We start from the raw sequence: 24,063 nt of genomic DNA on the forward strand, positions 1-24,063 counted from the left end.
AAATCCTCTCCTCGTATCAGAACGGCAGGGACGCGTTGAAGTTCTCAACAAAGGAATATTCCTCGGGGCCGGGGTTGGCGCGGAGCGCCGGTGCATTGCCCGCAAGAATCTCGAACGCATCGGTCCCCAACTGCTGCATCACCTGCTCCATAAATGCGCTCAGCGGCATGGCGGCCTCGGCTTCGCGGCTGTTCATCAGGTCGGTACGCACCCACGGCGGCGCAAGCTCGATCACTCGGACCGATGAGTCGCGCAGCTTATATCGCTGCGATAGCACATAGGAGTGCAGCGCTGCCTTTGTGGCGGAGTAGACCGATGTGACGGCCATGGGCACAAAGCCCAGCACCGACGTGTTGTAGACGATCGTCGCTGAAGTTTGAGCCTTCAGGTGCTCGATCAGGGCCGATGTCACACGAATGGGGCCGATGAGGTTGGTCATCACGGTGGAGAGCAGTTGAGCGTCATCCTGCACGCTTCCAGCCGAGTCCGGGAGCATAATCCCCGCGTTATTGATGACCACGTTGAGCTGCGGGTACTCCCGCGTCAGCTGCTGCGCCGCCGACTGAATGCTTTCGAGGCTCTGCACATCGAGCTCAATGGCCGCCATGCCCGGATTCGCTGCCAGGGTCTCGTCCAGCGCACTCCGACGCCGGCCGGAGATGATGACCTGATTGCCCCGCCGGTGGAACGCCTCGGCCAGAGCTTGCCCGATACCAGACCCGCCCCCTGTAATGAAAACCGTATTGCCTGTGAGCTTCATGTGCGAGCTGTCGTCCTTTCACATCGTGGATTGGTTGTGGTTTGAGGTGGTCCTGGATTGGACCAACGATCTTGGAGCCGGATGGCCTTTCATCTCTTCCCTCAATTGGAGTCACGCATAAGCCCGCCAACCCAGGGATGGATTGCGCCTGTGCGATACCATCGTCGACATCATCTAACCCCGTTACCAAGGCAGGGCCAGTGATTTGCCCTGAAGAAACTATCTGCTTCACGGCTGTGAAACTCGAGCCCCTGAAAGCAGGGTTTTAACCCAGTGCACAGGTGGGCTGCATGGATAACACCATCAGGGGGCTGCGGAAGTATGGAATCACGGCTCGCTGATGCAGCCTCAGCGACTGAGGGGGCATGCAGCCCAAACCGGTTGCGATGGTTTAGCTTTAGCCTCATAAGTCTCCCGCTACACTAGCCACAGCATGAACGACGACCACCGCATCATTCTCGGCCTGCACTTCTTCCTCGGCACCGCCTCGGAAGCCGTCGCCCGCGCCGAACCCGGCGGCCTCGTCCTCTTCCCCGCCGCGCCCGCGCTCAAGGACATCACAACCAACCCCACCTACCGCGACGCGCTCCTCTCCGCCGACCTCCTCCTTCCCGACTCGGCCTTCATGGTCCTGCTCTGGAACCGCCTTCAGCACGACCACATCGCCCGCCTCTCCGGCCTCACCTACCTCCGCGAGTTGCTCATGCTCCCCAGCTTCCGCCAGCCCGGCAACACCCTCTGGGTGCTGCCGAGCGAACCCTCCATCGCTCTCACCACCGCCTGGCTGCGCCAGCAGGGAATTGAAGTCCCCGCCACGCACCTTTACTCAGCACCCATGTACCGTATTGACCCTGCCCGGCCCATCGACCCCGCACTCCTCACCCTCATCGAGCGCCTCCACCCGCAGCACGTCATCCTCGGCGTTGGCGGCGGCATACAGGAACCCCTCGGTGCCGACCTCAAGCGCCGCCTCTCGTATCTCCCTGCCATCCACTGCGTCGGTGCCGCCATCGGCTTCCTCTCCGGCGAACAGGCTCCTATCCCTGTCTGGGCCGACCGCCTCTACCTCGGCTGGCTCCTCCGCACCCTGCACTCCCCCCGCCGCTTCGCCCGCCGCTACTGGGAGGCTCGCAAGCTCTTCACCCTCATCCGCCGCTACCGCTCCCAGCTTCCACCACTTTTCTCCCCTGATAAGCAAAACAAAGTCGACGCCTCATGATGGGGTTCCACCCCTAACTCCAATCCGCTGCGGATCTTGACCCCAAAAACGGGGGAGGGCTTCCGCCTCAAAAACACCCTTCGCCGCTTCCATCGCAGTAGTTCACAACCATGAGCCTCGCCCGTAACTCTTCGCCGCCGCCAACATCGCTGTGCTGCTCTACTCCTAGACCTCAGCCCCACAGCGCCATCTCTCCAGCTCGGCTCTTGTTGCTCGTCATATCCGGCCTTCGTACGGAGCATCCCTTTGACCACCTCCTCCATGTTTGTTATAAAAGTAGAGGAGCAAGACAAGCGCAGCCTCCCGGCAGCCGGTCTCGTGACCAGCGTTTTCACGCGATCCTGAGTAGCTCAATGGCAGAGCATTCGGCTGTTAACCGAAGGGTTGTAGGTTCGAGTCCTACCTCAGGAGCCATCATCAATTTCTCGACAAAGACCACGACGGCATGTATATTCCTGCGGTATAAGCATCTGCTTCTCGAGTAATGGCAGATAGTTTGTTGTTCGACCTTCGACTTCTTGCACGTCTTTTTCCCATAAAAACAGTCGGCGCTAGGCCTTCGTCAATGGAACTCTGGCCATCACATCGGCCAACTCGCAGACCACTCTGACATCTAGCGCACCAACTGTGCAATATGGAACACCAATTACACTGACGGCTACTGTAGCGCCCGGGGGAGCAACCGGCACAGTGGACTTCAGCAATGGCGCCGCAGTACTCGGGATGGCGACAGTCACCAGCGGGACGGCGACGCCTACGCCACAGCAGTTGCTGGTACGCCCGTTTACCAAACCACGGCAACAGCAGACTCACCGCCGGGCACATATCCGATTTCAATTGCCGGCGGGCTGAGTTCTGCCAGCTACAGGCTTGCTTACGTCAACGGAACTCTAACCGTGACGCCGGCAGTGACTGATTTCTCGATAGCGGCTACGCCCGTCTCGCAAATCGCTCCTCCGGGAGCAACGATAAACTACACCGTGCAACTTGTGCCGCTCAGTCCATCCTTCGATCATCCCATTGGGTTGACAGTTACAGGGCTGCCCACGAACGCAACCTACAGCTTCGCGTCCTCAACCGCGACACCGGGCTCGCAGGCGGCTGCGAAAACGCTGACCATCAGCGTTCCGCAAACCCAGGCAAAGCTTTTGCCGCTGAACAAGATGCCGTCTGTTGGTGCTGCCTCTGACAGTATGGCGTCGCCGGCATCTGACGTCGCTGCTGGTGGCGGTTCTTATGGTCATAGCCGCCATAGGTATTACACCGGAGGCTACTTCTCACAGGCCGAACAGACCTACACCGTCACCATCACAGGAACCAGCGGCATCCTGGTCCACAGCACAACCGTAACTTTGACGGTGGAATAAGGAGATACCGGCGAGCAAACTAGCTCGAATCGCCTTCTGTGTTCTGCTGTCTCCCATGGTTGCCATGGCCCAGCAAACACCGAAGAACTCTATAGAAGCCGATGTGTTGTTCTCCGCACTACACGCCAATGCGCCCGTCGGCGGCTGCGGGTGTTTCTGGATGGCCGGCGGCATAGGAGAAGTCGCCATTCCGATATGGCGGAACTTCTCCTTTGTCGGCGAAGGCAGCGGTCAGCATGTGGATCATATCCCGGGCACCGACGTTGGCCTGGGCTTGATCAATGGATTGGGAGGTCTACGCCTCCGTGTTCCAACCCGCACGCTATTTCAGCCCTATGCGCAGGCCCTGTTCGGCGGGGTTCACGGCTTCGACAGCTACTTTCCTGCTCCAGCTGGGAAACTACCCACGTCCTACGACACTTCATTTGCCATGGCTATCGGGGGTGGTGTCGACATAGCTGTGTCGAGACACATATGGATACGCGCCGTTCATGTGGACTATCACCACTCCGAGCTTCGCAACCTGGACGGTGATCGTCAAAACCAGTTCAGAATTGCAGGTGGAATTATCTTTCGCGGGGCAGGAAGCCATTTCTGATCTCGCAAAGGCTGTACTCTGCGCCCTCGCAATCGATCTTCAACAGGGCGCACTCCAAAATCGCAAGCTCTTCAAACACGGAATCTAGAGTCTTGGATGGAATGTCCGTAATCCTCCCTTCGTGCATCTCCGTCGAAAACTCGTCGCCCCGCCCAGTTCTCAAGATCGGTACACAGTGTCACGGGAGCACCATGGGCCGAGATGGCGGCTTCTTTCAGCTTTGCATAGTTCTGCATCAGGTCTTGATTGGAGTAGCAGAAGTTTTCGAGTCACAGCGTCTACATCAAGCCAGCACACGGCGGCTGATCCGCGCCATCTGTATCTCTTCCTGCGCCGGGATCACCCTCACCTTCGCCCCATCGACCCTCAGCCCCATAAACTCCAGCCCCTCGCAAACCTCGCGTCGTACCGCCTCACCATGCTCTCCAATCCCGCCGGAAAACACCAGCAGGTCGATCCCACCCAGCAGTGCCGCATAGGCCCCAACCATCTTCCGCACCGCCGTCACAAACACCGTCACCGCCAGAGCCGCCCCAGCCTCACCCGCATCACTCCGCTCCTGCAATCGCTTCATATCGCTCTCGCCACCCGACAGAGCCACCAATCCGCTGCGATGGTTCAGCATCTCCTCCAGCGCATCCGCACCCATCTGCTCCGTCCGCATCAGGAACAGCACCACACCCGGGTCGAGATCACCACTCCGCGTCGCCATCGGAATCCCGCCCGTTGGAGTCAGCCCCATCGTCGTATCCACGGAAACGCCACCCCGCATCGCACACAGGCTTGCCCCATTCCCCAGGTGCGCCACCACCATCCGCTCCGGCATCTGCCCCGCCAGCTGATGCACGATCGACTCATACGACAGCCCATGAAACCCATACCGCCGCACACCCCGCCGATATAACTCGCCCGGCAGCGCAAACCGCTTCGCACTCTCCGGCATCGTGTTGTGGAACGCCGTGTCGAAACACGCCACCTGCGGCAGTGCAGGGAACTGCTTCTCCGCCTCCGCAATCAGCTTCAACGCCTGCGGAATATGCAATGGCGCAAAGTGCTCCGCCGCGCGCAGCTTCTCCAGCACCTGCGGCGTAATCAACTGGTGCTCCGTCAGCTCCGGCCCACCGTGCACCACGCGATGCGTTACCGCAGAAGGCTTCACCCCACGTTCCGCGGCCGCCGCAACAAACGCCCCCAGCGCCTCCTCCTGAGTCGCATGAGACTTCTCCTCATGCAGCAACTCGTGTCCCTCCGCATCCACCACCCGCAAGCTGCCGTCCGCACGTCCGATGCCGTCGGCACTGCACCGCAGCACCTCCCGCTCGTCCGCGCCATCGCGCACAAAGAACCCCGCCTTCAGCGACGAAGACCCGCTATTGATCGCCAGCACGACCTCATCGTCACGCAGGGACATCGTTACTCCGGCCAAACCCAGTTGCTGATCTCGTCCTTATCAATGCCCTCCGCATACGCATAGCGCAGGCTCTCCACGATCTCGTTCTTCATCTGCTCCTTCACGTGCGCACCCTTCGCCTGCAGCTTCGGCACGCGGTCAATCACATCGATGCAAAGATTGAAGCGGTCGATCTGGTTCAGGATCGCCAGCTCGAACGGTGTATTGATGCTGCCTTTCTCCTTGTACCCACGCACATGGATGTTGTCATGGTTCTTCCGCCGATAACTCAACTTATGCACCAGCGACGCATAGCTGTGAAAGTTGAAGATCACCGGCTTGTCCACCGTAAACAGGCTGTCGAAGTCCCGGTCCGAAAGCCCATGCGGATGCTCGCTCTCCGGCATCAGCCGGAACAGGTCCACCACGTTCACAAACCGCATCTTCAGGTCAGGGAAGTGCTTCTTCAAAATCGACACCGCTGCCAGGCTCTCCATCGTCGGGATATCACCCGCGCATGCCAGCACCACATCCGGCTCTTCGCCGTTATCGGTGCTCGCCCAGTCCCACATCCCAATGCCCTTCGTGCAATGTTCAATCGCCGACTGCATATCAAGATACGTCAGGTGCGGCTGTTTATCCGCCACAATCACATTCACATAGTCCTTGCTGCGCAGGCAGTGGTCCGCAACGCTCAGCAGGCAGTTCGCATCCGGCGGCAGATAGATCCGCACCACGCCCGGGCTCTTGTTCGTCACCACATCCAGAAACCCCGGGTCCTGGTGCGTAAATCCGTTATGGTCCTGCCGCCACACCAGCGAAGTAATCAGCAAATTTAACGAAGGAATCGGCGCCCGCCAAGCCAGCTCGTTCTTCGCCTTCTCCAGCCACTTCGCATGCTGGTTGAACATCGAGTCGATCACATGCACAAACGCCTCATAGGTCGAGAACAGCCCATGCCGCCCCGTCAGCACATACCCTTCGAACCACCCTTCGAGCGTATGCTCACTCAGCATCTCCATCACGCGACCATCCTGCGTAATCTCCGTGCCATCAGCGTCTTCCGGTTTGATCTCCGCCATCCACGTCTTCTCGGACGCCTCATAGATCGCTGTCAGCTTGTTCGACGCCGTCTCATCCGGCCCAAACACCCTGAAGTTCGTCATGTTCTGCCGCATCACATCACGCAGAAACACTCCCAGCGTCGCTGTCGGGCTTACATACTCCTTCGCCGGCGACTTCACCTCAACCGCATACGCCGCAAAATCCGGCATCTCCAGCGGAACACTCAGCTCCCCGCCATTCGTATGCGGGTTCGCGCTGATGCGCCGATCGCCCTCCGGAGCCAACGCCTGCAACTCCGGCACAAATCGCCCCTTCGCATCGAACAGCGTCTCCGGCTCATAGCTCCGCAGCCACGCCTCCAGCTGCTGCAGGTGCGCAGGGTTCGCAATCGGGTCAAGGATCGGCACCTGGTGCGCGCGCCAGAACCCCTCCACGCGATGCCCATCCACCATCTTCGGCCCCGTCCATCCCTTCGGAGTGCGCATCACAATCATCGGCCACAGCGGCCGCTCCGTCACGCCGTTCTCCCGCGCATCATACTGTATCCGCTTGATCTCCTCGATGCACTTCTCCAGCACCGCCGCCATCTTGTGGTGCATCGACTCCGGCTCATCACCCTCCACAAAATACGGCGCATATCCATACCCGCGAAACAACGACGTCAGCTCCTCATTCGAGATCCGCGCCAGGATCGTCGGGTTCGCAATCTTGTAGCCGTTCAAATGCAGCACCGGCAGCACCGCCCCATCGCGCACCGGGTTCAAAAACTTGTTCGAGTGCCACGCCGTCGCCGCCGGCCCTGTCTCCGCCTCGCCATCACCCACCGCCACCACAACAATCAGGTCGGGATTATCGAACGCCGCGCCATACCCATGCGTCAGCGAGTACCCCAGCTCACCGCCCTCATGGATCGACCCCGGCGTCTCCGGTGTGCAATGGCTGCCAATCCCTCCCGGAAACGAAAACTGCCGCAGGAACTTTCGCAGCCCCGCCTCATCGCGGCTCTTGTCCGGATACACCTCCGAGTACCGTCCCTCCAGGTAGCAGTTCGCCAGCGTCGCCGGCGCGCCATGTCCCGGCCCGGCAACATACATCACATTCAGGTCCAGCTTCTTGATCAGCCGGTTCAGATGCACCCACAGAAACGACTGCCCAGGGTCCGACCCCCAGTGCCCCAGCAACCGCCGCTTGATGTGCTCCGCCTTCAACGGCTCCCGCAGCAGCGGATTCTCCCGCAGATAGATCATCCCTGCGGCAAGATAGTTGCAGGCGCTCCAGTAGCGGTTCATCAACTGCAGCTCTTCAGCGGACAACGTAGGCACAATCTCGGCAGCAGCAGTCATAAGTTCTCCATGGGTACATAGATGCAGGTTCATCGTTCGACGCGCACCATCAATCGGTAAGCATCCCAAACCCACTGTCTCTCAATATCGCAAAGCGACCGTGAATCCTTTGTGACGATCATCACAAGGCCGGGAAGTAACCCCAAAAAGCGCCAGAACCGAACACCCGGCCTCGGCGCTCCGGTGAGGATGCGGCCTGTCCCGAAACGCGGAACCCCTCCCAACGGCACACGATGCCCCCATACTAAGATGGGTGCCGACCTCGGGAGTCCCTGTCATGCTTCGTTCTCTGCTCGCATCGTTCTTCGCCCTGGCCGCAACATCACTCAGCGCACAGACCGCGCCGCCCACGCCCGTCGCGAAAACACCTGCCGCCGTCGTGGCCGGAATCCCCGTCAACTACGACGAGGCCAAAGTCGGCACCTACACGCTCCCCGATGCGCTCCGTCTCGCCGACGGCAAGCCCGTCACCACAGCAAAAATGTGGTTCGCCAAACGCCGTCCCGAGATCGTCAAGCTCTTCGAAACACAGCAGTACGGCATCGCCCCCGGCCGCCCGTCAGCCGAGCGCTTCGAGATCACCGACAAAGGCACGCCCGCACTCAACGGCACCGCCATTCGCAAGCAGATCACCATCCATCTCACCGCCGACGCCGACGGCCCCGCCATCCATCTGCTCGAATACATCCCCGCATCCGCAAAGAAGCCCGTCCCGCTTCTCCTCTGCATCAGCTTCGGCGCCGTACAGTTCGCCGTCGATGACCCCGGCATCACACCGCAAAAAACCTGGGACCCCAAGACCAACACGAAGATCGTACCCAAGGCCTCGCTCTTCGGCCGCCTCAACATCCCCGACGTCCTCGCCGCGGGCTTCGGCGTCGCCACCTTCTACTACGGCGACGTCGCCCCCGACTATCCCGCCGGCTTCAACAACAGCATCCAGGCGCACTACCTCAAACCCGGCCAGACCAAGCCCGCACCCGACGAGTGGGGGACCATCTCCGCCTGGGCCTGGGGCATGAGCCGCGTCGAAGACTACCTCGAAACCGACCCCGCGGTCGACGCCCACCGCGTCGCCATCCACGGCGTCTCACGCCTCGGCAAGACCGTCATGTGGGCCGGCGCGCACGACCAGCGCTTCGCCCTCGTCATCGCCAGCTGCTCCGGCGAAGGCGGCGCAGCCCTCAGCCATCGCGACTACGGCGAGACCATCGCCCACCTCGAAGCCCCCACGCGCTACCCTTATCAATTCGCGGGCAACTGGGCCAAGTACGGAGGTTTCCCCGACACCGCCCCCTTCGACGCCAACATGCTCGTCGCCCTCATCGCGCCGCGCCCCTTGCTGCTGCAGACCGGCAACACCGACTTCTGGTCCGACCCCAAAGGCGAGTTCCTCGCCGAAGTCGCCGCCGCCCCCGTCTACAAGCTCCTCGGCAAAGATCCACTCGACACCACCACCTGGCCCGCTGCCAAAACCCCCATCCTCCACGACCTCGGCTACTACATGCACGACGGCGGCCACGGCATGGTCCCCAGCGACTGGCAAATCTACATCGACTTCCTAAAACAACACCTCCATCCCGAAAAATAACGTCCAGCTTTTCGGAGGGAGCAGTGGCCTTCAGGCCACTGAATACCGCTCTCACGCGAAAGGGGCTTTAGCCCCGGAGGGCTTCTTCACCACCAGCAAATCCTAATGCAGCTTATAAGCCACCGCAGGCTCCGCCACCGGCCCAGGACTCTTCGGCGCCTCCATCGTCACCGCACCTTCCAGCCCCTTGCCCTGCACGTTATACGTCTGCAGCAGCGGCCCTTCCAGCCCGGTCACATGGATGTTCTTCAGCTCCACATGCCGCATGTTCGCCAGCGTGATCCCTTTCCTGCACGTCCCGGTCACGTTAATCAGCGCAAATCCATCCACCGGCTTCTCCGGATTCACCGCCGCTCCATCCACCAGCACCGGGCAATCATGCAACACCACGTTGCTGATCCGCACATTCTTCGCAGTCGGAATCCCCACCAGCCCCGGCACCGGGTCCGGGTCCTGAATCCCGCTGTTCGTAAAGTTGAACCTCAGAAACCCACCCTTCAGCCCTGAGGCCTCAAGCCCATCCGCGCTGAAGTCTTCCAGGAACGGCCCTCGCCCCGGCCGGCTCTTGATGTAGATCGCATGGCTCCGTGCGGCCGTGAACTTGCAGTTCGTAATCTTCACCCGCCTGATCCCCGCCGACGTCTCACTCCCAATCCCGATGCACGCAAAGATCGCATCCGCAAACGTGCAGTTTGAGATCGTCACATCCTCCGTGGCCTTCCCAATCGTGTACCCCTCTTCACCGCGCCCGCTCTTCAACGAGATGCAGTCATCCCCCGTCGAGATATCGCACCGATCAATACTCACGCGCTTGCACGAGTCCACATCAATCCCATCGCCATTCCCACCCGTGCTCCGGATCGTCAGGTTCGAGATCGCCACATCCTCGCACTCCGTCGGATGCACCGACCACATCAGGTGATAGCTCGTCGAAAATCCATCCAGCTTCACTCTCCGGCAACGCATCGGCTCAATCAGCGCCGGATGCCGCAACGGACTCTCCTTTCTCGGTCGCCCGCCCAGCGCATCATTGCCCGTAATCTTCCCCGGCCCCACCACACCGGTGTCCTCCGCATCCATCGCATAGATCAGCGCCACATGCCCCGGAATCCACTTGCCCTCCCACCGCACCTCGCTCACTGGATAGTCGTCGAAATCCCCGCTCCCCACCAGCTCCGCACCCTGCTCCAGCCGCAGCATCACCTTCGACCGCAACTGAATCGCCCCCGTCAAATACTTTCCCGCAGGCACCGCCACCTCGCCACCACCCAGCACCGCGCACCGGTCCAGAGTCCTCTGCAGCGCAGTGGTCTCCTTCGCCACACCATCCCCCACCGCACCATAGTCCTTCACATTCAGCTTCAGATCACCCACCGTAGCCACTGCCGCAGGAGCAGCCACCTGCGTCACAGGAGCCATCGCGCTCAACCTCATCGCCAGCGGTCCTGCCACCACGCCATAACCAACGCTCTGCAAAAAAAGACGCCGCCCCATCCGCTTGCTCATACACATACCTCGCCCTGAATGGTATCGCTCCGAAGCCTACTAGACTTCTCCGGACTGAATGACAACGAAGGCCGGACAAAATGAAGGCAGTCCGCAAATCGGACTACCGGAGCTGGGTGCCCCATCTTCGCGACGGCTTCATCGTCGCTAAGGTGGGCTGTAAACCGCCAGGGGATACGCCTCTCTGGGTGCCCTATGTCTCGCCTTTGAGACATGGGTTCGCAGTACCCATTCATGACAGCTCCACATGCAGCCGGACAGGGAACCAGCCTCGGCTCTTACTTGACACACCCGTTACAATGGAAGCAGGGAAATGGACCACTCAAGCTGCCCGGACGCACCCACTCCACGCGCCTGTATAGCCAGCAGGGTATCCACCACTAACCCCAATCCGCTGCGGATCTTACCCCGCAAAGCGGGGAGGGGTGCCGCAAGCGCCTTCCCGCAGAATCGAGCCTCATGTCCAGGACCTTCTACATCGAAACCTTCGGCTGCCAGATGAACGCCCACGACTCCGAAAAAGTCGTCGGCACCCTCATCCGCGAAGGCTACCAGCAAGTCGTCGACGAGGCCGAAGCCGGCCTCATCCTCTACAACACCTGCTCCATCCGCGACAAAGCCGAGCAGAAGGTCTTCCACCGTCTCAACGAGTACAAGCGCCTCCAGGGCGAAGGCAAGCGCTTCGCCGTCATCGGCTGCGTCGCCCAGCAGGAAGGCGAAAAGATCTTCGAGAAGGCTCCCTACGTCTCCATCGTCGCCGGCAGCTCTTCATACCGCAATCTCCCCGAGATGCTTCAGCGCCTCGAAGCAGGAGAAACCCGCATCACCGGCCTCGACGACCGGCAGACCGACGAGACCTTCGACACCGAGTTCACCGCGCGCAGCAACCCGCATCGCGGTTACATCACCATCATCGAAGGCTGCGACAAGTTCTGCGCCTACTGCGTCGTCCCCTACACACGCGGCAAGGAACGCTCCCGCACCAGCGCCAGCGTCCTCGCCGAAGCCCAGCGCATCGCCGCCCTCGGCTACACCGAAATCCAACTCCTTGGCCAGAACGTCAACAGCTACGTCGATCCCAGCGGCAAACGCAGCTTCGCCGAACTCCTCGCCGCAGTAGGCGAGGTCAACGGCATCCAGCGCGTCCGCTTCACCACCTCGCACCCGCGCCAGTTCACCAAAGACATCGTGGACGCGATCGACGCCATGCCCGCGCTCTGCGACCACATTCACCTGCCCGTGCAATCCGGCAGCACCAGCGTCCTCAAGGCCATGCAGCGCGAGTACACACGCGACTGGTACCTCGAGCGCATCGCCTGGACCAAGGCCGCCAAACGCGATATCTCGCTCACCTCGGACATCATCGTTGGCTTCCCCGGAGAAACCGACAAGGACTTCGAGGACACCATCACGCTCCTCGACGAAGTCGGCTACGACGCCATCTACGGCTTCAAGTACTCCCCGCGCCCCAACACCCCGGCGATCCACATGGTCGACAGCATCCCCGAGGAGGTCAAGGTCGAGCGCCTTGCCATCCTCAACGCCCGCCAGCGCGAGATCCAGCGCACCAACTACCAGCGCCACATGAACCAGACGATGACCGTCATGGTCGAAGGCCACAACACCGCCCGCAACCAGATCACCGGCCGCAGCTCCCAGAACAAAACCGTCAACTTCACAATGGGTCCTGCAGCCTTCGCCTTGAACTCCACGGACCTCGCTTTGAAGGGGACGGGCTTCAGCCCGTCCGTTGACTCGCCTCAGAAGGAAGGGGCTTCAGCCCCGGAGGGAACGTTGCCAAAGCCAGGCAGCTACATCGACGTCCGCATCACGCAGGTCTTCCCCAACTCCCTCGTCGGCGAAGCCATCGCCCCCGCCATCGCCCCATCACCAGCTCTGCTAGCCCAGCAAGCCCTGAACGCCCGCATCACCGCCTAGCTTTTTACTCCCTACTCCCTACTCCCTATTCCCTCGCACTTCAGCGTTACACTACCAACATGCACCTCCCCGGATTCAAGCCCGAGCCCGAAACCAAGGCCGCCGAAGCCGAGGTCGAGGTTCGCATCCGCGGCCTGATGATGGACCCCTCCACCCGTCAGCCCATCGTCGTACTCAACGACCTCGCCGGCGAGATCGTCCTGCCCATCTGGGTCGGCCTCTTTGAAGCCAACGCCATCGCACTCGAGATCGAAAAAGCCAGCACACCGCGCCCCATGACGCATGATCTCCTGCGCTCGGCCATCCATGGCCTCAACGCCCGCGTCACGCGTGTCGTCGTCGGTTCGCTCCGCGAAGACACCTTCCACGCCACCATCTGGATGGACCAGGGCGGGGAACTCGTCGCCCTCGACGCGCGCCCCTCCGACGCCATCGCCCTCGCTCTCCGCAGCGACTGCCCCATCTTCATCTCGCAGCAGGTCTTCGACCACGCCCGCCGTGCCGCCGACGGTGCCACCAACCTCAGCCCCGAAGACCTCCGCCGCTGGCTCGAAAGCCTCAACGACGACGAGATGGGCCGCTACAAGATGTAAGCCATCCGGCGCTACGCACTCCCTGTCGCCTTCGCTTTTCTTGTCTGTCATTCCCGAAGGGAATCTGCTTTTGTTCGAAGCCTGATGCGCAATTCGCTCTTACGCCTGCTCTTTCACTGCATCCGGGCACTCCGTCCGCGCGCCCACACTACCTCGCCTACATTTCTCATCCTGCAGTACCGCATCCCGCTAGGCTGCTGCGTCCACGCCACACCCATCTACGCAGCGCTCAAAGCTGCTTATCCAGACTGCACCATCATCGTCGCTACCCGCGGCCTCGGCCACTCTGTTCTGCAGCACGACCCGCACATCGACCACCTGCTCGATACTCCTGACCCCGGCAAAACTCTCCGCGGGCTCAACCACCACGCACTGCTCCTGCGCGACAAGCTCCGTTCCCTCAATCTTCACCCCACGCAGATCCTGCAGGACGCCTCCAACCGCCGCGGCACCCTCGCACTCTTCGCTCTGCTCCTCCGCCTCGCTCCCACCAAAGGCTTCGCAGATATACCCAAGCTCTACGACACGCACCTCGTTTACGACCCCACCCGCAGCCTCATCGACAACAACCTCCGCCTCGTCGATGACGCAACAACACACCCCGGGCCCGCCGTCTACTTCACCACCGACGACCTCGCAGCCGCACGCTCGCTGCTGCATGTAGCCAACCCGCACGCACATCCCATCACAGCCTTCGTCGTGCAGGGCAGCGGCGCACAACCCAACAACTGGCACGACGACCGCTTCGCCGCCCTCATCCGTCACGTCGAATCCGTCGGCCACCGCACCGTCTTCCTCGGCACCCACGCAGAGGCCGACACGATCAACCGCATCTGCTCGCTCGCCAACTCACACGGCCATAGCCTCGCCGGCCGCACCACCATACCCCAACTCGCCGCTTTGCTCTGCCTCTGCGACGCGCTCGTCACAGTCGACACCGGAACACTCCACGTCGGCCGCGCTGCACAGGTGCCCACCGTCGTTCTGGCTCCCACTTGGCAACCCGCCATCGAGTGGCTCCCACTCACCGTCCCCAACGCCATCGTCCTGCGCGGCCCCGACAACTTCCTCGCCCACGCCGACATCCCCAGCGACTACCGCCTCGACGAGATCACCGTCGAAGCTGCCATCGCCGCCTTCACCCAGCTTGACAACCACTTCCCACCATCCACCCACGCGCACGAACAGCGTATCGCCCGCCTGCTCTCCAACACACGCAGCTAGCGAATCGCCAGCTCATCCAGCCATGTAAAGAACTCCGGAAACGACACGCTAGCCGCCTCAGCCCCACGAATCTCCGTCTCGCCTTCAGCCCTTAGCGCCGCAATCGAAAACGCCATCGTAATCCGATGATCGAGCCCCGAGTCGATCACGCCGCCCCGCAGCGTCTGTCCGCCGGGAATATCCATTCCATCCTCGTGCTCGGTCACCTCAGCGCCCATCGCGCGCAGGTTCTTCACCACCAGCGCAATGCGGTCGCTCTCCTTCACACGCAGCTCCTTCGCATCGCGTATCTTCACCCCGTTCTCGGTATACGGAGCGATCGCCGCAATCACCGGCAGCTCATCAATCAGCTGCGCAGCCAGCGCACCGGAGATATCCATCCCCTTCAGCTTCCCGCTGCGGTTCACCTGGATCGTCCCCACCATCTCGCCGTGTTGCTCCTCCACATTCAGCACCTTGATCTTGCCGCCCATGCCAGTAATCACATCCAGCAAAGAGGCCCGTGTCGGATTCATCCCCAGCGCATCCAGCACCACGTTGGAATCTTCAAACAGCAGCGCTGCGCAGAGAAAGAACGCCGCCGAAGACATGTCCCCCGGCACCGTCGCATCAATCGCATGCAGCGACTGCCCGCCTACAATCGACAGCCGGTCATTCTCACGCGTCAGCGTCGCACCAAACGCACGCAGCGCATGTTCAGAATGGTCACGCGTCCGAATCTTCTCAGCAATCGAAGTCGTACCCTTCGCCTGCAACCCTGCGAATAGCACCGCAGTCTTCACCTGCGCACTCGCAATCGGCGTCTCGAAATCAATAGCCTTCAACTCACCGCCGCGAATAATCATCGGAGCATGTCCGTCAGTCAGCTCAATCCGCGCTCCCATCTTCTCCAGCGGTCCACGAATCCGCTCCATCGGACGCACCGTCAGAGACTCATCCCCCACAAACCGATACACCTCACCCTGTGCAGCCACCAGCCCCGCCAGCATCCGCATCGTCGAACCCGAGTTACCACAATCAAGGTCACCCTTCGGCTGCGCCAGCACGCCACCGGTGCCGGTCACAGAGATCACCTTGCCCGCCGTCTCCACCTTCGCGCCCATCGCCGCCATGCAGCCCAGCGAGCTGTGCGGGTCGGCTCCCGTCGAAAAGTTCGACAGTCGCGACGTCCCCTCCGCAAACCCTGCCAGCATGGCATAGCGGTGCGAGATCGACTTATCGCCCGGCAGCATCAGCGAGCCGCGAAAGCTCCGCGCCGGTCGAACAACTTGCGTAATGGAAGCAGCAGAAGAGGTGTCGTGCATAGTAGAAGCCATACATCTATTTTAGCGTCTCTATCCTCTATCCTCTCTTCACTATCCCCTGCCTCTAGTGTCCCGGCGGGTTCTCAGGGAAGATCCGAATGTCCGCCACGCCGCGATACCGCTCGGCATAGTCCATGCCATAGCCGATCACAAACCGGTTCGGAATCTGGAAGCACGTATAGTCGGACTCGATTGGCACTAGCCGCCGCTCCGGTTTATCCAGACACGTTGCAATCTTCAAGCTCGCAGGCTTGTGCTGCAGCATCAAACCGCGCAGATAGCTTAGCGTCAGTCCCGTATCGAGGATGTCCTCCACCAGGATCACATGCTTGCCTTCAATCGGGTTGTCGATGTCTTTGATCAACTTCACCGCGCCACTCGACACACGCGCGCGCCCATAACTCGATACCGCCACGAAGTCGAACGTATTGTCCACCTCAATCGACCGCGCCAGGTCCGCCAGAAAGATCGCCGCGCCCTTCAGCACTCCGATCAGCACAACCGTGTGCCCTTTGTAGTCCTCCGAGATCTGTTTCCCAATCGCCTTCACACGCTCGGCAATCTGGTCGGTAGAGAAAAGAACATCCATGGTTTGCGGGTCAACGTACGGGGGCAGGGAAGTAGCCATGCGCTCAGAGTACCGCGCCACCCTGCTCCTTCGCCAAACTTCCGCTGAGGAAAACCCGTCCCAACAAGCTCGCCCCCGCCACAGATGTGTCATCTCGACCGGAGTCCGCGTTCTTTGCGGACGCAGCGGAGAGACCTGCTTCTCTGAACCACCAATGCTCCCTCGCGCAACAACCTCTATACTGAAAGACTGAATGTACCCTTACATCCATCTAGGCTCCTTCCACATCGGCACCTTCGGTCTTCTTCTCTGGCTTGCCGCGGTCTTTGCGACCATCGTTCTCTACCGCAACTTTGAGCGCCACGGCGTCGACACCGACGCCCTCAACGTCGTCACCATCGTCGTCCTCGCCGGCATCCTCGGCGCCAAGCTTTGGCACGAGCTCCAGGACCCCCGCGCACTCGTTATCGCCTGGCACCAGATCCTGCTCCCCGGCCTCGCGCATCCCATCGACATCATCCGAGGCTTCCTCGCCTGGTTCGCCGCCGGCTTCGCCTGGTACGGAGGCCTCCTCGCCGGCATCGCCGCTCTCTACTGGCAGGGAAGCATCGCCCGCTTCAAAGGCCCTGCAGAAAACATCCCAGGCCCGCGTCTCGGCGGCCTCCGCATGTTGGATCTCGCCGCCCCCGCCACGGCCCTCGGCTACGGCATCGGCCGCATCGGCTGCCTCACCTCCGGCGACGGTGACTACGGCATCAACACCACGCTCCCCTGGGGCGTTCACATGGCCAAGGATGCCCTCGTCCCGCCCACGCCCCCCGACGCCCTCGTCCAGCCCACGCCCGTCTACGAGCTCCTCTTCTCGCTCCTCGTCTTCTGGATTCTCTGGAAGCTCGGCAAGACCAACAAGCCCGTCGGCTGGATGACAGGCCTCTACCTCATCCTCTCCGGCATCGGCCGCTTCCTCGTCGAGTTCGTCCGCATCAACCCCAAGCTCTACTGGGGCATGTCGAACGCTCAGGTCGCCGCCATCGGCAGCATCCTCCTCGGCATCCTTGCCATGCTCTGGTCAGCCAGAGTCAACAAGCCCTGGAACCCCTCACAAACCCAAAGAACAGAAGCCTGATCCACACAAGGGTGCCGTGGCGAAACTTAACTAACGTCGCGCCCTTTGCGGGAGCGCTTTCGCTCTTACAACCGCCGCAAAAACGCCTTCGCCAACTCCAGTTCCGGAAACAACCGCTCCTCCGCCTGGAACTCCCGCGAGTGCACACACCGCCGCCCTGCGCGCACCGTCACCGGATGCTTCAAATGCAGCATCTCGTGATACAGCAAGTACTCAATCGCATATCTCGGCGTCCCCGGCCTGTCGAACACGCGGCTCACCACGATCGTATTGTGCGCCGCATCATAGTGCCCTAGCATCCGCTTGGCGACATGCGCGCTCCACGTCAGCGTCGGCCTTCCTAGTAGCCCATGGAAGAACCTGCGGTTCACCGACTCGAACACCTCATCCAGGTCATACAAATGGCCCTGCGGCGAGGTCAACACCTTCCGCCCGCGGTCCTGCCGTATCCGCTCCGCCTGCTTTGACACCGCCTCAGACTGTGTATACCGCCGGTACCTGTCCGCAAACACCGGCTCAATCGGCTTCCTGTAAAGCTTGGCTAACAGGATGTGTGCAATCGCACGATGCACGCTCTCCGGCGCATGTTCCAGCAGATCGCTCAACCGCACAATCAGCTTCCCCTCACGCAGCCGGATCGTCGTATTCAAACTCGTAAACCGCCGAAACCTGATCTCCAGTCCCGGCATAGGAGCGCGCGGCCTCAACCCGCGATACTCCTCGGCAAACACCGCATAGATCGGCTCAGACACAACTGGAAGTGCGATACGTGGCACACCTTAAGGCTACCACTCCACCCTCTGCGAATCTTTTACTGCCCCACCCACTCAAACCGTGTCACCTCGACCGAAGTGCAGCGCAGTGGAGAGACCCGCTTCTCTACCACGGCATTTCAACTCGCTTCTAATCCACCCGCCGTTTCTCTTCCTTAGCCGCCTCAGGATGCGCCTTGAAATAAGCCTCCTGCTCCGTCTGCATCTGCCCGGCCATCTCGCGCATGTCTCCCAGGTTGTCCTGTGCGATCTTCTTCACAATGTCATACCCACCATTCGCCGGCGGAGACCGCAGCACCGTCGCCCAGCGCTCGGTGTTCTTCAGCAGCTTCGGCAACTCCTTCCGCACATCCCGCTTGTTCTTCGCCCACTCGTCCAGGTTGTCGTTGAACTCATCCGCGATCTGCCCAAACTGGTCCAGCGCATCATGCATGTCCAGCGCATACCCCGGCCTCGGAGGCCTCCCCAGCAGGTCCTCAATCTCCTTCACCCGCGCATCTAGAATCTTCTCGAACACCTTCATCCGCTCCATCGGCACCGGAGCCACTTCACGCAGCTGCTCTACCTCGGCCTCACTCAGCGGTCCATCCGTATCATCCTGAGCGCGCAACGAACCCGCCAGCATCAGCGCCAGCCCTGCCATCGCTGCCACGCGCCACACGTTCCACCTCAATGCGCGAACACCATCGCCAGCACCTTCGTATGCACCGCATTCAGGTGCTGCAGCGTCGCCTGCATCGCGCTTTCCTGCGCATACCCCACCACATGCACCATGTCCGACACCCGCCTTGTCGTCCGCTCCAGCATCATCTCCGTGTCCTTCAGCCTCTTGGCGTTGCCCACCGCCTCGGCCTGCACCTTCGCCGCGATGTCATTCATCTGCTGCATGGTCACGCGTGCCTGCGCCTCCTGCCCTGCGGCGATCTGCTGTCCCTCCAGCTCCGTCAACGCCGCCAGCACCTCCGCGTACCGATAACATCGGTCACGCGGATTTGCCTGCGCCGCCTGCTCTTCCATATGCGTCAGAGTCACCGCATCCAGGGCCACTCCCGGCCCCGCGGCTCGCGCTACCCCATCTGGCACAAGCCCCACCACTACCACCACCCACACCCCATACATCAACCGGCACATCAGCTTCCGTGGACTCATAGCGCACCTCGTCAGTGCTGCAATCCAATCGCTCGCCGCTGTTTACTTCTCGCCCTCCAAAGCTACCAGTCGATGCTTCGCCTGGAACTCCTGATCGGGAAACTTGCCATTCGCAGCGACAAGAAACGCCTTATACGCCATCTCCGCCTCCTTCCGCTGGTGGAGGCTGTCATGAGAGATAGCCTCCAGAAACAGACTCGATGCGGAGTTGGGCAAGACTGTAGCACGCGCCGTCAACGCTTGCAAGGCCGTCTTCGGGTCGTTGTTCTTCGACGCCGCAAACGCCAGGTGCTCTGCCGTCGCTCCCCACGCATCATCGTCGTCAAACTCTTTCCGCATCGCGAATGCTTTCGCCAGCGTCGATTCAGCCTGCGCATACTGCCCCAACCTCACCTGCGCCGATCCCAGATCGTCCAACAGCGTCGGATCACTCGGCGCTCCCACCACAAGCCCCGCGTACAACACCTCCGCATGGGCCTCATCATTTTGCGTTTCATACAGATGCGCCAGCACCCGTGTCATCTCCGCATTGGCCGCAAACTTCGCATCGCTCTTCCGCAGTGACTCCATCAGCGGAATCGCTACCCCCGCCTTGTTCTCCGCCGCATACACCGGAACCGCCTGCGCCACCAGCCGCGGGTCGCCCGGATGCTGCGCCAGCCCCGCCGTTACGACCTTGTCAGCCTCGTCCAACTTTTTCTGTTGCATCAAAACATGCGCCAGCCCAGCTGTCGCCTCTGCATCGTCCGGAGTCTCCGTCAGCGCCCGCCGATACGCTCCCTCCGCCAGCGCCGGCTCGCCCATCTGCTCCGCCAGCTCCGCTCCCAGCAGCACATCCGCAGGAGTCTCCGGCGTCACCTTCAGCGCCTCCAGCAACTCACTCTGCGCCGTAATCGGGTTCTCGCCGTCATCCAGGTTCGCCAGCGCGCGCCATGCTCGCCCCTTCAACTCCGCCGCTGCTCCTGCCGTATTCGCCGCCGCCAGCAGATCGTCATGTGCCTGCGTCGTCTTTCCCTCGCGGGCCTCCATCAAACCCAGCGCCAGCTTAGGCTCAGCCACCGTGCCATCTGCTGCAATTGCCGCGGCATAGGCAGTCGCTGCCACGCTCTCATCGTTGTTATGGTCCGCCGCAAACCCCAGGTCATACTGCACCCGGACATCCTTCGCGTGCCCCGCCGCTAGCACCTTCAGCTTCAACTCAGCGCCCGCATAGTCTCCGTGCTCCAGCGAGCTCTCCGCATCCACAATCTGCTGCCGCACCGCATCGTCAGCCGAGTGGTCATCCACACTCTGCGTCCCCGGCGGCAACTGCTGCGCAAACCCCACCCCAGCAGCCATCACTACTAAAACGATCACCGCCACTCGCAAACGCATCACCACAAAACCTGCTTCCTATTTCCTATTCGCTACTTCCTACTTACTGCTTCAACACCGGCCCCAGCCACTGCCCCGTATGCGACGCCTTCACCTTCGCAATCTCCTCCGGAGTTCCCGTCGCCACAACCTGTCCACCGCCGCTGCCGCCCTCCGGCCCCATATCGACGATCCAGTCCGCGCACTTGATCACATCCAGGTTGTGCTCGATCACCAGCAGGGAACCGCCGCCCTCAATCAGCTTATGGAACGCCGCCAGCAGCTTCGCCACATCCTCAAAGTGCAGCCCGGTCGTCGGCTCGTCCAGAATGTACAGCACCCGGTTCGTCGCCTTCCTCGCTTCAGCACGAGCATTGCTCAACGCGCCCGCCGGCCCACCCGCCCGCACCGTCGCCAGATGCTGCGCCAGCTTCACGCGCTGCGCCTCACCGCCACTCAACGTCGTCGCACTCTGTCCCAGCCGCACATAGCCCAGTCCAACCTCATCCAGCACCGCCAGCTTGTCCACAATCTTCGGATGCCCCGCGAAGTACACCAGCGCCTCGCGCACCGTCATCCCCAGCACCTCGTGGATGTTCTTGCCCTTGTACTTCACCTCAAGGATGGACGCTTTATAACGCGTTCCGTTGCACTCCTCGCACGGCAATTCCACATCGGCCAGAAACTGCATCTCTACCGTGACGGTTCCATCGCCCTCGCAAACATTGCAGCGGCCACCCGGCACGTTGAAGCTGAACGACCCCGCCGTCAGCCCCTTGCGCCGAGCATCCGGCTGCGCCGCAAACAGCTCGCGAATCGCATCGAACGCCTTGATATACGTCACCGGATTCGACCGCGGCGTCCGCCCAATCGGCGACTGGTCCACCAGCACCACATCCGTCAGGTACTGCGTGCCCGTCAGCTCGCGATACAGCCCTGCAGTCTCCCGCTTCTCAGAGTCACCACCCTCACCTTGCCCCAGCCACTGCATCAACGCCCGATACAGCACCTGGTGCACCAGCGTCGACTTACCCGACCCCGAAACCCCCGTCACGCAGCACAGCAGTCCCAGCGGAATCTCGACATCCACGCCGCGCAGGTTATGCACCCGCGCGCCCTTCAGAACCAGCTTCTCGCGCCCCGGCTCACGCCGCAGCTTCGGCACCGTAATCTTCGCGCGCCCGCTCAAATACCTGCCCGTCAGCGACGCCGGATCTTTGCTGACCTCCTCCACCGTCCCCGCTGCCAGCAGCTTTCCACCCAGCTCACCCGCACCCGGCCCCAGGTCAATCAGCCTGTCCGCCGCACGAATCACATCGGGATCGTGCTCAACGACAAGAATCGTGTTCCCCAGGTCGCGCAGCTCCTCCATAATCCGAATCAGCTTCGCCGTGTCGCGAGAGTGCAGCCCAATCGAAGGCTCATCCAGCACATACAGCGCGCCCACCAGCCGCGATCCCAGCGACGTCGCGAGTTGAATCCGCTGCGACTCCCCGCCACTCAGCGTCGAACTCAACCGGTCCAGCGTCAGATACTCCAGTCCCACCTGCTCTAAGAAGTGCACCCGCTGCCGCACCTCTTCCAGAATCTTCCCCGCAATCTCCATCTGCATCGGGCTCAGCGTCAGCGCATCGAAGAACGCCTCCGCCTCCGTAATCGTCAGCGCACAAACCTCGCAGATGTTCTTGTCCCCGCCGTTCGGAGAAGGCAGCATCACCGCGCGCGCCTCCGCCCGCAGCCGCTGCCCCTTACACTCCGGGCAAGTCGCATACCCGCGATACTTCGACAGAAACACCCGTACGTGTAGCTTGTACTTCTTCCGCTCCAGCTCCGCGAAGAACCCACGTATCCCCGCCCAGCTTCCGCGACCCTCTTCAATAAACTCGCGCTGCGCATCCGTCAGGTCATACCAAGGGATATTCGTCGGCACGCCTTCACTCTTCGCCGCGCGCTTCATCTCCCCATGCCATGCCCGATACTTCGGCTTGTTCCACGGATCGACCGCACCCTCATCCAGCGTCTTCGACCGGTCCGGCACAATCAGGTTCGGATCGAAATCAATCGTGTTCCCAAACCCCTGGCACCGCGGGCACGCCCCAAACGGATTGTTGAAACTGAACAGCCGCGGCTCCGGCTCACGATACGCCCTATGGCAGCTCTCGCACTCAAATGCAGCCGAGTACCGCAGCCACTGCGACGCCCCCTCATCCTCACGAGGCACCGTCTTGAACACAATCTCCCCACCCTCGCGATACCCCGTCTCAATCGCATCCACCAGCCGCGACCGCACCTCCGCACTCAGCGCCAGCCGGTCCTGCAGCACATAAATCGGCCGCGAAAAATCTAACTCCAGCAGCGACTCCGGCGTAGAAAACTCCACAATCTTCCCCGCACCACCAGCATCCGTACTCAACCCTGCAACCGTAGCGTTGAAGGGGACGGGCTTCAGCCCGTCCGTTGGCGCTCCCACTGAAGATGCGGCTTTAGCCGCGGAGGGAATATCCCCCTGCCACAACCGATTGAACCCTCGCCGCCGTAGCTCCCCCAGCCGCTCCTTCATCCCCTCGGTCACATCCACAACTGGCGCAGCCGCCGCCTTCGCGCCCTTCGTCGCTTTCTTCGCAGCCTTCTTCGGAGCGGCCTTCACCTCCGCCTCGCCCTCAGCCACCGGCGGCTCAACGCCGCGCAGGGCTTCCAGCTTCACTTCGGTCCGCACAATAGGGAACAGCGCATACGCCCGTGTTCCCTCCGGCAGCTCCAGCACGCGCTGCACAATCTCATCCACCGAGTCTCGCCGCACCACCCCACCACAGTGCAGACAGGTCACCCGCCCGCAGCGCGCAAACAGCAGCCGCAGATAGTCATAGATCTCCGTCGCCGTCGCCACCGTGCTGCGGGGGTTCCGTGTCTGGTTCTTCTGTTTGATCGCAATCGCCGGCGCCAGCCCATCCATAAAGTCGACGTCCGGCTTCTCAATCCGCTCCAGAAACTGCCGCGCATACGCCGACAGCGACTCCACATACCGCCGCTGCCCCTCTGCATACACCGTATCGAACGCCAGCGAGCTCTTGCCCGACCCCGACACCCCGCTCACCACCGTCAGCGCATTATGCGGAATCTCCACATCGATGCCCTTCAGGTTATGCGTCCGTGCCCCCCGAATTGTGATCTGCTCATTCACTCAATAGCTTCTGTC

The 24,063-nt window shown here is 61.5% G+C and carries 19 protein-coding genes and 1 tRNA gene; 9 read left to right on the top strand and 11 right to left on the bottom strand.

Annotated features, from left to right (window positions below; all coding sequences use genetic code 11):
- Positions 1–16: 16 nt before the first annotated feature.
- Entirely contained in the window at positions 17–760 is a 744-nt protein-coding gene (locus GOB94_RS00920) for an SDR family NAD(P)-dependent oxidoreductase (protein WP_182277095.1), read from the bottom strand.
- Between the two features lie 433 nt (positions 761–1,193).
- On the opposite strand from GOB94_RS00920, the gene GOB94_RS00925 reads away from it, so the two are divergent.
- The 4 genes from GOB94_RS00925 (at position 1,194) to GOB94_RS00940 (ending at position 3,944) form a co-directional block, all read left to right on the top strand.
- Positions 1,194–1,979 (top strand): WecB/TagA/CpsF family glycosyltransferase, encoded by a 786-nt coding sequence (locus tag GOB94_RS00925; protein ID WP_182277096.1) that lies wholly within the window; start codon positions 1,194–1,196, stop codon positions 1,977–1,979.
- A 339-nt stretch (positions 1,980–2,318) separates the two neighbouring features.
- Positions 2,319–2,393, top strand: a tRNA-Asn gene (locus tag GOB94_RS00930).
- Positions 2,394–2,875: 482 nt separating this feature from the next.
- Entirely contained in the window at positions 2,876–3,346 is a 471-nt protein-coding gene (locus GOB94_RS16755; protein WP_255484129.1) for a hypothetical protein, read from the top strand.
- Between the two features lie 55 nt (positions 3,347–3,401).
- Complete coding sequence (locus GOB94_RS00940) at positions 3,402–3,944, top strand: hypothetical protein (protein WP_182277097.1); 543 nt, start codon at positions 3,402–3,404, stop codon at positions 3,942–3,944.
- A gap of 283 nt (positions 3,945–4,227) precedes the next feature.
- Here the strand turns inward: GOB94_RS00940 and GOB94_RS00950 are convergent, their stop codons facing one another.
- Together GOB94_RS00950 and GOB94_RS00955 are read right to left on the bottom strand one after the other, a co-directional pair.
- A complete protein-coding gene (locus tag GOB94_RS00950; protein ID WP_182277099.1) occupies positions 4,228–5,355 on the bottom strand; it encodes an acetate/propionate family kinase in 1,128 nt (375 codons plus the stop codon).
- A gap of 2 nt (positions 5,356–5,357) precedes the next feature.
- Positions 5,358–7,742, bottom strand: coding sequence for a phosphoketolase family protein (locus tag GOB94_RS00955; protein ID WP_182277100.1), 2,385 nt, complete (start codon positions 7,740–7,742; stop codon positions 5,358–5,360).
- Between the two features lie 277 nt (positions 7,743–8,019).
- Here GOB94_RS00955 and GOB94_RS00960 point away from each other — a divergent pair, with 277 nt between their 5' ends.
- Positions 8,020–9,333, top strand: coding sequence for an acetylxylan esterase (locus tag GOB94_RS00960; RefSeq protein ID WP_182277101.1), 1,314 nt, complete (start codon positions 8,020–8,022; stop codon positions 9,331–9,333).
- Between the two features lie 102 nt (positions 9,334–9,435).
- On the opposite strand, the gene GOB94_RS00965 is transcribed toward GOB94_RS00960, so the two are convergent.
- Positions 9,436–10,839 (bottom strand): glycosyl hydrolase family 28 protein, encoded by a 1,404-nt coding sequence (locus GOB94_RS00965; RefSeq protein ID WP_182277102.1) that lies wholly within the window; start codon positions 10,837–10,839, stop codon positions 9,436–9,438.
- A 459-nt stretch (positions 10,840–11,298) separates the two neighbouring features.
- On the opposite strand from GOB94_RS00965, the gene miaB reads away from it, so the two are divergent.
- From miaB to GOB94_RS00980, 3 genes are all read left to right on the top strand, one after another.
- Complete coding sequence (gene miaB / locus GOB94_RS00970) at positions 11,299–12,777, top strand: tRNA (N6-isopentenyl adenosine(37)-C2)-methylthiotransferase MiaB (protein ID WP_182277103.1); 1,479 nt, start codon at positions 11,299–11,301, stop codon at positions 12,775–12,777.
- A 59-nt stretch (positions 12,778–12,836) separates the two neighbouring features.
- Complete coding sequence (locus tag GOB94_RS00975; protein WP_182277104.1) at positions 12,837–13,370, top strand: bifunctional nuclease family protein; 534 nt, start codon at positions 12,837–12,839, stop codon at positions 13,368–13,370.
- Positions 13,371–13,454: 84 nt separating this feature from the next.
- The gene (locus GOB94_RS00980; protein ID WP_182277105.1) at positions 13,455–14,594 is read left to right on the top strand and encodes a glycosyltransferase family 9 protein; all 1,140 of its coding nucleotides are present in this window, start codon (positions 13,455–13,457) and stop codon (positions 14,592–14,594) included.
- On the opposite strand, the gene aroA is transcribed toward GOB94_RS00980, so the two are convergent.
- Positions 14,591–15,910 (bottom strand): 3-phosphoshikimate 1-carboxyvinyltransferase, encoded by a 1,320-nt coding sequence (aroA, locus tag GOB94_RS00985; RefSeq protein WP_182277106.1) that lies wholly within the window; start codon positions 15,908–15,910, stop codon positions 14,591–14,593. The two genes, GOB94_RS00980 and aroA, sit on opposite strands and share 4 nt — an antisense overlap.
- A 52-nt stretch (positions 15,911–15,962) precedes the next feature.
- A complete protein-coding gene (hpt, locus tag GOB94_RS00990) occupies positions 15,963–16,487 on the bottom strand; it encodes a hypoxanthine phosphoribosyltransferase (RefSeq protein ID WP_255484131.1) in 525 nt (174 codons plus the stop codon).
- Between the two features lie 232 nt (positions 16,488–16,719).
- On the opposite strand from hpt, the gene GOB94_RS00995 reads away from it, so the two are divergent.
- Entirely contained in the window at positions 16,720–17,592 is an 873-nt protein-coding gene (locus tag GOB94_RS00995) for a prolipoprotein diacylglyceryl transferase family protein (RefSeq protein WP_182277107.1), read from the top strand.
- Positions 17,593–17,657: 65 nt separating this feature from the next.
- Here GOB94_RS00995 and GOB94_RS01000 read toward each other — a convergent pair whose 3' ends face one another.
- From GOB94_RS01000 to uvrA, 5 genes are all read right to left on the bottom strand, one after another.
- Entirely contained in the window at positions 17,658–18,344 is a 687-nt protein-coding gene (locus GOB94_RS01000; RefSeq protein WP_182278345.1) for a M48 family metallopeptidase, read from the bottom strand.
- A gap of 151 nt (positions 18,345–18,495) precedes the next feature.
- Positions 18,496–19,008: a hypothetical protein gene (locus tag GOB94_RS01005; protein WP_182278346.1), complete on the bottom strand. Its 513-nt coding sequence runs from the start codon at positions 19,006–19,008 to the stop codon at positions 18,496–18,498.
- A 26-nt stretch (positions 19,009–19,034) separates the two neighbouring features.
- Positions 19,035–19,514, bottom strand: coding sequence for a hypothetical protein (locus GOB94_RS01010; protein WP_182277108.1), 480 nt, complete (start codon positions 19,512–19,514; stop codon positions 19,035–19,037).
- 42 nt (positions 19,515–19,556) lie between these two features.
- Complete coding sequence (locus GOB94_RS01015; protein ID WP_220464969.1) at positions 19,557–20,888, bottom strand: tetratricopeptide repeat protein; 1,332 nt, start codon at positions 20,886–20,888, stop codon at positions 19,557–19,559.
- A gap of 43 nt (positions 20,889–20,931) precedes the next feature.
- Positions 20,932–24,048, bottom strand: coding sequence for an excinuclease ABC subunit UvrA (gene uvrA / locus GOB94_RS01020; protein ID WP_182277110.1), 3,117 nt, complete (start codon positions 24,046–24,048; stop codon positions 20,932–20,934).
- Between the last annotated feature and the right edge of the window lie 15 nt (positions 24,049–24,063).

It is taken from the genome of Granulicella sp. 5B5, assembly GCF_014083945.1.
Classification (GTDB): Bacteria; Acidobacteriota; Terriglobia; order Terriglobales; family Acidobacteriaceae; genus Granulicella.

Excerpts from the sequence above, each read along its gene's own strand:
- GOB94_RS00920 (WP_182277095.1), bottom strand. The coding sequence starts at position 760 with ATGAAGCTCACAGGCAATACGGTTTTCATTACAGGGGGCGGGTCTGGT.
- GOB94_RS00925 (WP_182277096.1), top strand. The coding sequence starts at position 1,194 with ATGAACGACGACCACCGCATCATTCTCGGCCTGCACTTCTTCCTCGGC.
- GOB94_RS00940 (WP_182277097.1), top strand. The coding sequence starts at position 3,402 with ATGGTTGCCATGGCCCAGCAAACACCGAAGAACTCTATAGAAGCCGAT.
- GOB94_RS00950 (WP_182277099.1), bottom strand. The coding sequence starts at position 5,355 with ATGTCCCTGCGTGACGATGAGGTCGTGCTGGCGATCAATAGCGGGTCT.
- GOB94_RS00955 (WP_182277100.1), bottom strand. The coding sequence starts at position 7,742 with ATGACTGCTGCTGCCGAGATTGTGCCTACGTTGTCCGCTGAAGAGCTG.
- GOB94_RS00960 (WP_182277101.1), top strand. The coding sequence starts at position 8,020 with ATGCTTCGTTCTCTGCTCGCATCGTTCTTCGCCCTGGCCGCAACATCA.
- GOB94_RS00965 (WP_182277102.1), bottom strand. The coding sequence starts at position 10,839 with ATGAGCAAGCGGATGGGGCGGCGTCTTTTTTTGCAGAGCGTTGGTTAT.
- miaB (WP_182277103.1), top strand. The coding sequence starts at position 11,299 with ATGTCCAGGACCTTCTACATCGAAACCTTCGGCTGCCAGATGAACGCC.
- GOB94_RS00975 (WP_182277104.1), top strand. The coding sequence starts at position 12,837 with ATGCACCTCCCCGGATTCAAGCCCGAGCCCGAAACCAAGGCCGCCGAA.
- GOB94_RS00980 (WP_182277105.1), top strand. The coding sequence starts at position 13,455 with ATGCGCAATTCGCTCTTACGCCTGCTCTTTCACTGCATCCGGGCACTC.
- aroA (WP_182277106.1), bottom strand. The coding sequence starts at position 15,910 with ATGGCTTCTACTATGCACGACACCTCTTCTGCTGCTTCCATTACGCAA.
- hpt (WP_255484131.1), bottom strand. The coding sequence starts at position 16,487 with ATGGATGTTCTTTTCTCTACCGACCAGATTGCCGAGCGTGTGAAGGCG.
- GOB94_RS00995 (WP_182277107.1), top strand. The coding sequence starts at position 16,720 with ATGTACCCTTACATCCATCTAGGCTCCTTCCACATCGGCACCTTCGGT.
- GOB94_RS01005 (WP_182278346.1), bottom strand. The coding sequence starts at position 19,008 with ATGGCAGGGCTGGCGCTGATGCTGGCGGGTTCGTTGCGCGCTCAGGAT.
- GOB94_RS01010 (WP_182277108.1), bottom strand. The coding sequence starts at position 19,514 with ATGAGTCCACGGAAGCTGATGTGCCGGTTGATGTATGGGGTGTGGGTG.
- GOB94_RS01015 (WP_220464969.1), bottom strand. The coding sequence starts at position 20,888 with ATGCGTTTGCGAGTGGCGGTGATCGTTTTAGTAGTGATGGCTGCTGGG.